This window comes from Acinetobacter sp. NIPH 542 (assembly GCF_000369825.1).
In the GTDB taxonomy this organism is placed as follows: domain Bacteria; phylum Pseudomonadota; class Gammaproteobacteria; order Pseudomonadales; family Moraxellaceae; genus Acinetobacter; species Acinetobacter oleivorans.
On sequence record NZ_KB850206.1, the window covers coordinates 502,085 to 512,578 of the forward strand.

9 protein-coding genes are annotated in these 10,494 nt (G+C 38.6%); 3 read left to right on the top strand and 6 right to left on the bottom strand.

Going from position 1 to position 10,494, the window contains the following annotated elements; genetic code table 11:
- Positions 1 to 12: 12 nt before the first annotated feature.
- The 6 genes from F886_RS07940 to F886_RS07965 form a co-directional block, all read right to left on the bottom strand.
- Positions 13 to 1,344, bottom strand: coding sequence for an APC family permease (locus F886_RS07940; protein ID WP_005303551.1), 1,332 nt, complete (start codon positions 1,342 to 1,344; stop codon positions 13 to 15).
- Between the two features lie 196 nt (positions 1,345 to 1,540).
- Complete coding sequence (locus tag F886_RS07945) at positions 1,541 to 2,248, bottom strand: cache domain-containing protein (protein ID WP_005303553.1); 708 nt, start codon at positions 2,246 to 2,248, stop codon at positions 1,541 to 1,543.
- Between the two features lie 65 nt (positions 2,249 to 2,313).
- Complete coding sequence (locus F886_RS07950) at positions 2,314 to 3,033, bottom strand: FadR/GntR family transcriptional regulator (RefSeq protein WP_005303556.1); 720 nt, start codon at positions 3,031 to 3,033, stop codon at positions 2,314 to 2,316.
- 55 nt (positions 3,034 to 3,088) lie between these two features.
- Positions 3,089 to 3,859: a nuclear transport factor 2 family protein gene (locus F886_RS07955; protein WP_005303558.1), complete on the bottom strand. Its 771-nt coding sequence runs from the start codon at positions 3,857 to 3,859 to the stop codon at positions 3,089 to 3,091.
- A 28-nt stretch (positions 3,860 to 3,887) separates the two neighbouring features.
- On the bottom strand, positions 3,888 to 5,318 hold the full coding sequence (locus F886_RS07960) for a gamma-aminobutyraldehyde dehydrogenase (protein ID WP_005303560.1): 1,431 nt from the start codon (positions 5,316 to 5,318) through the stop codon (positions 3,888 to 3,890).
- Between the two features lie 329 nt (positions 5,319 to 5,647).
- Positions 5,648 to 6,070, bottom strand: a complete 423-nt coding sequence (locus tag F886_RS07965) for an Lrp/AsnC family transcriptional regulator (protein ID WP_034591286.1) — start codon at positions 6,068 to 6,070, stop codon at positions 5,648 to 5,650.
- Between the two features lie 136 nt (positions 6,071 to 6,206).
- Here F886_RS07965 and F886_RS07970 point away from each other — a divergent pair, with 136 nt between their 5' ends.
- The 3 genes from F886_RS07970 (at position 6,207) to F886_RS07980 (ending at position 10,396) form a co-directional block, all read left to right on the top strand.
- Entirely contained in the window at positions 6,207 to 7,442 is a 1,236-nt protein-coding gene (locus tag F886_RS07970; protein WP_005303566.1) for an aspartate aminotransferase family protein, read from the top strand.
- Positions 7,439 to 8,533, top strand: a complete 1,095-nt coding sequence (gene astA / locus F886_RS07975; protein ID WP_005303569.1) for an arginine N-succinyltransferase — start codon at positions 7,439 to 7,441, stop codon at positions 8,531 to 8,533. The genes F886_RS07970 and astA overlap by 4 nt, the downstream gene beginning before the upstream one ends.
- A gap of 399 nt (positions 8,534 to 8,932) precedes the next feature.
- A complete protein-coding gene (locus F886_RS07980; RefSeq protein ID WP_004793843.1) occupies positions 8,933 to 10,396 on the top strand; it encodes an amino acid permease in 1,464 nt (487 codons plus the stop codon).
- The last annotated feature ends 98 nt before the right edge of the window (positions 10,397 to 10,494 follow it).

Sequence of the window (10,494 nt, forward strand, 5' to 3'; positions counted from 1 at the left end):
GTTCCTGTAAAATTAATAAGCATTACTAATCGCAATACTTTGTTTTTTAATCGTTTTATAGATAAATAAAAGAATGCCTAACGATAACCAGAAACATCCGAAAGTGAGTGAAGATGAATCAAGGTTAAGCCACAGGCAAATAATGCTGATGACTGATAAAAGCGGTAAAAAGAGGTTTAGAAATTTATTTTTAAACCCTGAGCGCTGTTTATCTTTAATATAAAACTTCATAAAAACTGAGAAATTTACGGCTGTAAAAGCGACTAGCGCACCAAAGCTGATCAGGCTTACGACTTGTGCTAGATCTAGAAAAACCGCAGACATTGAAATAAGACCAACAAATAAAACCGAAAAAAATGGTGTACCTAAGGAGATGTGAATTGTCCCAAAATACTTTTTAGGAAAAATATTATCGGTGCCCATTATATACAGTAAACGTGAAGCGCTGGCATGAGAGGCAAGACCAGAGGCGACAGTGTTCATAATTTGTCCGCATAAGAATACGGATTGGAAAAAAGCACCGCCGACATAAAGCACAATTTCAGGAAGTGCTTCAGTAGGGTGCTGGAAGCGCATATTATTTGGAAAATAAAGCTGAATAAACCAAGCAGCCGTGAAGAAAATAAGTCCGCCAGCGAGAGTTGTTAACATGACTGCTCGAGGAATATTTTTAGTAGGTTGTTTGGTTTCATTTGATAGCGTGGTAACCGCATCAAAGCCCAAAAATGAAAAGCACAAAACTGAGGCACCCGCAACGAGCGGTAGGATAGTTTGGTGCTCATGCCAGAGTGGGGCTAATGTAAGCACATGCTCATAACCTTGAGTTGAGCCAATACCCTTAATCACTAAATAGACAAAAATAACCATGAGTATGATGGGTGCAAACACAAACAAGAGGCTTAAATTGGCGAGTAATCGAATGCGGAAACAATTCACTAAAGTGACTAGGCCTGCCGATACAAGCACCCAAAACCAATAAGGCAAACTTGGAATAAGGGCTGTGAGATAAATTGCGGCTAGCAAAACATTAATGAGGGGTAATAACAGATAGTCGAGTAGGGAACACCAACCGACAAAAAAGCCACTTTTAGGCCCTAAACTTTCAGCGGTATAGCTATATGCCGAGCCTGATTTTTCTGAATTTTTGCTGAATCTTGCATAGCTCCAAGCGGTGAGTAACATGGCACCAAGTGCGAGTAAATATGCGAGTGGCACATGTCCATTGGTAATGCCAGAGACAATACCGAAAGTATCAAACACCGTCATTGGTGTCATGTAGGCAATACCAATAATCGTGACTTGCCAAAGAGACAGTTTTTTTAAGGAAGACGTTTTATTTTCCATGTCCTTTCAACCTCAAATTTCGTTGTTTTGCTTTTCATCCGGAAAAGCGATGCTATTTTTGAGCCAAAACTTCCCCAAGACCTGAATGAGCAAGTCTGTTTGAAGAAAGTTTGAACAAAAGCCAGAGGCTTCAGGTGCTGTTTCGCTTTGGTGATGCCCTAAAGCAAGGTCAAATATTTATATCTTTGACTTCGCTCTAGATAACGACCAATTGAAAAGATTGACACGGTCGTGAGAGAACCTGCTCGGGGCTTTGTCCTCTAAATAGTGTGCCTGTTCTGATCGTGACGTCATTTGAAGTAATGACTCGAGAAGAATCGTTAATCACGATTGCTTTTTGTTTGATGTTTTTCAGCTTCGGCATGAGAAGTTTTTCGAGTGCGGAAACTAAAATGTCGGTGGCAATTACACCGATAAATTGATCACGAATCATGACCGGATGGGCAAGGGTGATGGTATATGCACCATTGCAGATATAGTCGACGTAAGGCCCATGGATGCACGGACTTTTATTTTGAGCAGGTTTATGGAACCATTCAAAAGAGCGAAAATCTAAAAAGCGCTGAGCATTTTGATAGTTTTCAAGTTTGGCTTGTTGTAACTGATCTTCTTTTTTATACCACCATTCGAGTGTCCAATAATCTTGTTCTTCTTGTGTTGCTGGGCTATAACTTGCAAAGCCGATACCTTGACTGTAATGGCTTTCCTGTAAGGCCTTTTTAATTTCCTTTTGCAAAGCTGAACGTTCTGAACCTGAAAGCTTAATGTCTTTTGTTTTTTCAGGTTCATGTTTGGATAGTATTTTGCTCGCTTTAGTTGCCAGCTTTTCTGTAATGGCTGTCGTTTCCTCAACCACCGTCTTTAACAAATTTTGAAGCTCTTCTATATCTAAATGTTGGGTCATTCCTATAACTCCTAAAATTCCATATTTCTCACTCGATATTTGATAAGTGCTCTGTTTTATTATTTTTATTCGATAGATAACTTATATCGAAGCATTTGATCCGTTAGCATCGAAATAATTTTTCGTGCTTGAATAACAGCATCATCTTCATTGGCTTGAACAAAAGATGATAAAAGTTGGTGGTATTGAGCGACGACCAGTTGATGAAATTGATCATCTTGGTAAAGCACAGCAATGAGCGGCGCCCATTCGGCTTGTATAGTTAACTCTTGATTTGCTAGACGAGCTGATTGAGCAAAAGAGGTGAGGGTCAGCAAACAACGTAAATCAAGTTGGGCACGCGTGTCTGCTTCAACGGCCTGTTCAAATTGTTCAATCAGCTCTTTGATTTTGTTTAGTTCATATTCAGTGGTTCTTTGTGCTGCCAAATATGCACCATGGCTTAAAATTGCACTATGAAACTCGCCTAAATCAGCTAGATATTCATTTGAAGCTTGACGCAGAGGGTGCTTGTTTAAGAGTAAATCGGAAGGCAACTCACAAACAAAGCTTCCGCCGTTTCGCCCGCGTCGTGTATCAATCAGACCCTTTACGCGTAAAGTATTTAAAGCTTCACGAACGGTAATGGGTGACACTCCCATTAAGCGAGCTAAATCCGCCTCGTTAGGAAGTTGTTCATTGCTTTTGAGCAATCCAGAGATAATTGCATTTTCCAAGCGTTCAACAACTTGTTCCGAGCGAGTTGCCTGAGCGATAGGTGCAAAAATTATCGTATATGCTGACATGGCGAATTCTCTAAAAGCTAAGTCAGTGACTTAGCTTAATGAAACGGATAAATGATTAAAACACGCCATATTGATGGACTGCCTGTTCATCTTCAGGCACAGCTGGTATTGCATCCCAAAGTTCAACAATTTTGCCATTATCTACACGCCACAATTCAAAATAGGCATGTCGGTTTCCAGCAATATTTCCTTCGGAATGTGTCAATACAAATTGACCATCAGCAATGGAGCGATGAGTTTTGGAGTATACCAAACCTTGCCCTTCATTACGGATATTGTTCAAAAAATCAATCACTGCCTTAACGCCATCCCCAATATCTGGGCTATGCTGAATGAATTGATCGCCATGGGTGTATTCTTTAAATGCTTCGTAATTGCCATCAATTAATGACTTCTTAAAGAAAGAGGTCACAATCTCACGATTTTCTTCTGGGTCATGGTGAGTTACGATTTCGGTTGGACCATCTAATTGCGTTCTACCACTCACATTCGGAGCTGCTTCTGCTACCAGACCATCCCAATGCTCTACAATTTTTCCATCTTTCACTCGGTAAATATCAAAGCCAACTAACGGGTTTTCATCTAATCCCTGAAAGCGCCCATGAATCGCAACCAAGTCGCCATCTGCCAATACACGTACAGCTTCATGTTGCATGTCGGGGCAGTCTTCTACCAGTTGACGCAATCCTGAAATACCGTTGGCAACCAGCGGTGAGTGCTCTATAAAGTCGTCAGAAAAATAACGGTCCAGAGCAGTGGTGTCGTGCAAATTAAATAGCTCGTGATGGGCTTTAGTCACCAAGTCTTTCATTTCTTGTTTATTCATTTTGATCTCCTTTCAAAGTTCATTTTTATTATTCGTTTGAACTCATCACATGTTTAACGCGCGTATATTCTTCAAAACCATAGCCAGATAAATCTTTACCATAACCTGACTTTTTGAAACCACCGTGTGGCATTTCTGCGGTTAAAGGAATATGAGTATTAATCCAAACTGTACCGAAATCGAGTTCACGTGACAGACGAGTTGCGCGGGCATGATCTTTAGTCCACACACTTGAAGCTAGGCCATATTCAACATCGTTGGCTTTTTCAATCGCATCATTTTCATCTGTAAATTTTTGAACAGTGATGACTGGTCCAAAAATTTCATTTTGAATGGCTTCATCTTGTTGTTTTAAACCACTAATAACAGTTGGTTCAAAATAGAAGCCTGGACGGTCTGCCTGTTTTCCGCCTGTTTCAACTTTGGCGTGAGCAGGTAAGTTGTCAATAAAAGCTTTAACATTCTTTAATTGGTTCGCATTGTTGAGTGGACCATAAAGTGCATCTTGATCATCGGGTTCACCAAAACGGGTATTTTTTGCAGCTTCAACTAACTTGCTTAAAAACTCATCATGAACGGCTTCAGACACAATCACACGTGTTGCCGCAGTACAGTCTTGGCCTGCGTTGAAATAGCCCGTTAAAGCAATCATTTCAACTGCTTTATCGATGTCCGCATCTTCAAAAACCACGACAGGTGCTTTACCACCAAGCTCAAGATGGGCTTTCGCTAAATTTGCTGCGGCAGAGGCTGCAACTTGTAATCCGGCACGAACCGAACCTGTAATAGAAACGAGTGCTGGGGTTTTATGAGATACAACTTTTGAACCCACTTGAGCCTGACCTAACACCACGTTAAATGCGCCTTTAGGGAAAAAAGGTGCAGCAATTTCTGCCAGTAAAAGGGTGCTTTCAGGGGTGGTATCACTTGGTTTTAGTACCACTGTGTTACCCGCAGCCAAAGCAGGCGCAATTTTCCAAACAGCCATCATAAGTGGATAGTTCCAAGGCGTAACTTGACCAACTACACCAACTGGTTCGCGGCGAATAGAAGAGGTTAAACCTTCTAAATATTCACCTGAAGCTGTGCCATTGAGTAAACGGGCAGCACCTGCAAAGAAACGAACCTGATCTGCCGATGCACCCACTTCTTCCGATGCAATTAAGTGTTTTAACTGACCTGTATTACGACTTTGCGCCTCAATTAAACGCTCTGCATTTGCTTCAATAGCATCTGCCAAATTCAATAATGCTTTTTGACGAGTTGAAGGTGTGCTGCGTCCCCAAATTTTGAATGCTTCTTTTGCAGCAGCATAAGCTGCATCAACTTCGGCCTCGGTTGCATTCGGTGATTGTGCATAAACTTCACCAGTCACTGGGCTTACCAAGTCGAAATAATCATTTCCTTTGCTAGCAACATATTCGCCGTTAATAAAGTGTTGTAGTTGAGTTTTAGCCATTTTTTATACCTTGTCCTTAGGTTTTTAACATATAACATATAATACTATATGTATTATGTTTTAAATTTTCTGTCAAATGCTTTGATGAGGGGAGTGAGTGAAAAAAGTTGAGATTTAGATCAAATTAGAATTTAAGTTTTTGATTTGATTGTTTAAAAAAAATTAAAAATTTGTGAAGATTTTTAGAAGAGGCTCTTTGTCGTACTCGTTCAGTAGATTTGATGAAAAATAATAGAATAATTTTTCTAATTGAGAGCAGCTTGATGAGCCAAACCTTGTGCTTAGCTCATCAATTTCGAGTTCTTATTTGTTGAAATTAAAGTGAATAATTAGGTCTTATGACTCGCAAGCAGAATACTAGTTTCACTGTTATAAATACCTGAAATGTTTCTGATTCTTTCTAAAACTTTGTCGAAGTTTTCTAAGGTGTCAGAACGCAATTCAACCAAAATATCCCATTTGCCATTGGTTTTATGCAGACATTCCACGGCACTTTCTAGGCGTAGTTCTTTAATCACAGACTGCGCTTTGGTCCCTTCAACCATAATGCTCATCCATGCACGAATAATGTTGCGTTCAGCATTGGGTTTAAAGCGTACTGTATATCCAGTAATGATGCCCGAAGACTCCAAATACTCCATTCTTTTTTTAATAGTTGCTCTTGAAACGTGAACTTTTTCGGCTAACTCGGTAACAGACATCCGTGCGTTATCTTTAAGTAAACCTAAAATAATTTGATCAATGTTATCCATATTGTAATTGTCAATTATCAAATTGGTAAAAAATAATTCATTTTTGACTGAATTACAAATTTTGTGAATCAATTTGATTTTGAATAATAGGGTCATCAGCTAACCCTCATAATTTTAATTTAATGGACTAGATAAAATGAATAATTTTGCAGTTTCACGTAGTGACTTTAACGAGTGGATGGTTCCAGTTTTTGCACCGGCAAATTTCATTCCGGTACGTGGCGAAGGTTCACGTATTTGGGATCAAGAAAATAAAGAATATATTGATTTTGCAGGCGGGATTGCAGTAAACGCATTAGGTCATGCGCATCCAGTGGCAGTAAATGCTTTAACAGAACAAGCAACAAAACTTTGGCATGTAGGCAACGGTTATACAAATGAACCTGTTCTACGCCTTGCAAAACAACTCACCGATAATACATTTGCAGACAAGGTTTTCTTCTGTAACTCAGGTGCAGAAGCAAATGAAGCTGCTTTAAAACTGGCTCGTAAAGTTGGTCTAGACAGCGGTGTTGCCGGTAAAAGTGGCATTGTGGCATTTAATAATGCTTTCCATGGCCGTACTTTATTTACCGTTTCAGCGGGTGGTCAACCTAAATATTCACAAGACTTTGCACCACTTCCAAATGGTATTAACCACGTTGCCTTTAATGATTTAGAAGCTGCAAAAGCGGTAATTAATGAGCAAACATGTGCAGTCATTGTTGAACCGATCCAAGGTGAAGGCGGCGTTATTCCTGCTGACATCGAATTTTTAAAAGGTTTACGTGCACTGTGTGATGAGTTTGGTGCCTTACTTATTTTTGATGAAGTGCAAACTGGTGTAGGCCGTACAGGCGCACTTTATGCCTACATGAACTCTGGCGTTATTCCAGATGTGTTAACAACTGCAAAAGCACTAGGCGGTGGTTTCCCAGTGGGTGCAATGTTAACAACAGATAAGTTTGCTCCGCATTTTTCGGTGGGTACACATGGTACGACTTATGGTGGTAACCCGTTAGCAAGTGCGGTTGCAGGTGCAGTATTTGAGTTTATTAATACGCCTGAAGTACTCGAAGGTGTGAAAGAACGTCATGATTACTATAAAAACGCTTTAAATCAATTAAATGAAAAATATGAAATCTTTGAAACGATTCGTGGTGAAGGGTTACTGATTGGTTGTGCCTTAAAAGACAAATTTGCTGGTAAAGCAAAAGATATTAATAACCTTGCAGGTGAAGAAGGTTTACTGAGTCTTATTGCAGGTCCAAATGTTCTACGTTTTACACCGTCTTTGATTATTCCATTTGCCGATATTGATGAAGGTCTAAAACGGTTCGAACGTGCGCTTGTTCGCTTTGTGGAAATTCAAAAGGATGAACAAGCAGCATGATGATTATTCGCTACATCGAACCTAAAGATGTTAATGACCTTTACCTGTTGGCGCAAAAAGCGGGTTTTGGTTTGACATCTTTGCAACCAAATATGGAAAAACTTGCTGCTCGTATTGAGCGGGCGTGTAAAACAGTTGCAGGCGAATTATCAAAAGCAGATCAGGTCTATTTATTTGTTTTAGAAGATACTGAACTCAACAAAGTCGTTGGTGTTTGCGGTATTGAAGTCGCACTTGGTTTAAAAGAGCCTTGGTATAACTTCCATGTAGGAACCCAAGTTCATGCGTCAGAACCCTTAAGTGTTTATAACGCTTTACCTACTTTGTATTTGAGTAATGACCATACTAACTGTAGTGAGCTTTGTACTTTATTTTTAGATCCTGACTATCGCTTAAATAAAAATGGCAAGTTTTTATCTAAAGTTCGCTTCTTGTTTCTTTCAGCATTCCGTCAATATTTTGAAGAAACGATTGTTGCTGAAATGCGTGGTTACTCCGATGCAAATGGACAATCACCATTTTGGAATGCGGTAGGTCATAAGTTTTTTAATATTGAATTTACCAAAGCTGATTATTTGAGTGGAGTCGGGCAAAAGGCTTTTATTGCTGAGCTAATGCCAAGACATCCACTCTATGTCGATATGTTACCTGACGATGCTAAAGCCGCGATTGGCATTGTTCACCCAAATACTCGACCAGCTTACAACCTCTTGCTTGAAGAGGGACTACGCTACAAAGGCTATGTCGATATTTTTGATGGTGGGGCGACATTGCAGGCCGATATCGAAAATTTACGGGCAATTAAAGAAAGTCAATCTGTAGCAGTACAAATTGAACAACCTGAAAATATTGCGGTAGGTGATGAAGCTTACATTGTGGCTAATGATGACTATGAAAATTATCGCGCCATTCTTGTGTATAGCAAACCGCATCAAAACATATTGCAGTTAACAAAAGAACAAGCAAAACAATTGAATGTTGAAAATGGCTCTTTAGTTCGGGTGCTAAGTGTTCAAGTTAAACAACTTTCGAGCCCAGAAGTGGTCAATAAACTCAAAGCCACTGAACATTTTCGAATGGCTGTTAATTAAGCAGAAATTACTATACATTTCACCAAATTTAAGAAGGAATACTATATTATCGCTAGCGCAAGATGGGTATATGGACAAATACAATCTTGCTCGCTGAGCTGGGATTAATTAGCCTGTTTCTCTATATAAAGAGTAAGTAAATAAAATATTTAATTAATCTATATATTTTAAATATTTATTGAAATTATATTGAGAAAATCAGGCTAATATAATAATGAAGGAAAGGATTGATGATTAATTTTTATTGTTATAGGTAATAGCTTTTAAAAAGGAATTTATAAGGTTTTAAGTGGTTTAATAATATTATTAACATGATTTAATGGACTAAATTAATAATCATATAATTTATTTATTATTAAAGCATTTACGACGGTTGCTATAAATTGGAGTAAATATTACATGAGTAAGAATAACGGAAAGCAGTTCCTGGAAGGAGATCTTCTTGGTAGTCAACATATGACTGAACAAGAAGAAGAGAAATTGCAGCGCTCATTAACCAATCGTCATATTCAGATGATCGCAATTGGTGGTGCAATTGGTACTGGATTATTTATGGGTTCCGGGAAAACATTAAGTGTTTCGGGTACTTCAATTGTTTTAACCTATTTAATTATTGGTTTCTTCTTTTTCTTCGTGATGCGAGCAATGGGTGAGTTGTTGCTTGCGAATACCAATTTTAAAACCTTCGCCGATTTTGCAACGGCTTATCTCGGCCCGTGGGCGGGTTTTTTCCTTGGTTGGTCGTACTGGTGTAACTGGATTATTACTGCGATTGCAGACGTGATTGTGATCGGAGGGTACATGCAGTTTTGGTATCCCGATTTACCCGTTTGGATTCCTGCATTTACTTCATTGGCGGTTTTAACCATACTCAACTTTGTGGCCGTTCGATTGTTCGGTGAACTAGAATTTTGGTTCTCACTCATCAAAATTACTGCAATTATTCTGTTTATTTTGGCTGGTATTTATTTAATTAGTACTGGATTTACTTCTCCAAATGGGGTTAAGGCCTCAATGAGCCATTTGTTTGAAACACAATCTATGTTTCCTTATGGTGTAACAGGTTTCTTAGCTGGCTTCCAAATTGCCATATTTGCGTTTGTGGGTATTGAGCTTGTTGGTACAACTGCTGCTGAAACAAAAGACCCGCATACCTCACTTCCAAAAGCAATTAACTCTATTCCTTTACGTATTTTATTATTCTATGTGGGCGCATTGGTTTGTATTATTGCAGTTACATCTTGGGCTAAGGTTTCACCAGAAAAAAGCCCATTTGTAGAAATGTTTACTTTAGTTGGGTTACCAATTGCGGCAGGTTTAATCAACTTTGTTGTTGCCACTTCAGCACTATCTTCGGCAAACAGTGGAATCTTTGCGACCAGCCGTATGTTATATGGCTTAGCTTTAGACAACGATGCGCCTAAAAGCTTTAGTAAGCTGTCTAAAAGAAAAGTTCCGATTAGAGGCCTCGTATTTTCAATGGCTTGTGTAACGCTTGGAACATCCATTTTGTTTATTGTTCCAAATGTTATGACGGCATTTACGATTATTTCAGCGCTCACTTCAATTTTATGTATTTTTACATTCATGCTGATTGTGCTTTCATATATTTATTATCGTAAGAAAAGTCCTGAATTACATATCCAGTCAAAGTATAAAATGCCAGGTGGCTTATTTATGGCATGGATGACGATGCTATTTTTAGTCTTCACTATAGTAATTTTAGCTTTAGATCATGATACGTTAATTGCTTTAGAGTTTTCACCAGTATGGTTTATTGGGTTATTTATTGCCTATAAGTATAAAAAGAAAAAGATGTTGCAGCTTGATATTTTAAAAGCTCAAAAGGTTGATTATATTTAAATTAGATAATGAATTTTTTATAAGCTAGGCCGAAGCCTAGCTTTTTTATTTTTAAAATAATAATTTTTATATTTCTGAATAAAATAAGGTTGTTGGTT

What these genes read in the sequence shown, in the direction of transcription:
- F886_RS07960 (WP_005303560.1), bottom strand. Translation starts at nt 5,318, where the DNA reads ATGGCTAAAACTCAACTACAACACTTTATTAACGGCGAATATGTTGCT.
- F886_RS07950 (WP_005303556.1), bottom strand. Translation starts at nt 3,033, where the DNA reads ATGTCAGCATATACGATAATTTTTGCACCTATCGCTCAGGCAACTCGC.
- F886_RS07965 (WP_034591286.1), bottom strand. Translation starts at nt 6,070, where the DNA reads ATGGATAACATTGATCAAATTATTTTAGGTTTACTTAAAGATAACGCA.
- F886_RS07945 (WP_005303553.1), bottom strand. Translation starts at nt 2,248, where the DNA reads ATGACCCAACATTTAGATATAGAAGAGCTTCAAAATTTGTTAAAGACG.
- F886_RS07970 (WP_005303566.1), top strand. Translation starts at nt 6,207, where the DNA reads ATGAATAATTTTGCAGTTTCACGTAGTGACTTTAACGAGTGGATGGTT.
- F886_RS07980 (WP_004793843.1), top strand. Translation starts at nt 8,933, where the DNA reads ATGAGTAAGAATAACGGAAAGCAGTTCCTGGAAGGAGATCTTCTTGGT.
- astA (WP_005303569.1), top strand. Translation starts at nt 7,439, where the DNA reads ATGATGATTATTCGCTACATCGAACCTAAAGATGTTAATGACCTTTAC.
- F886_RS07955 (WP_005303558.1), bottom strand. Translation starts at nt 3,859, where the DNA reads ATGAATAAACAAGAAATGAAAGACTTGGTGACTAAAGCCCATCACGAG.
- F886_RS07940 (WP_005303551.1), bottom strand. Translation starts at nt 1,344, where the DNA reads ATGGAAAATAAAACGTCTTCCTTAAAAAAACTGTCTCTTTGGCAAGTC.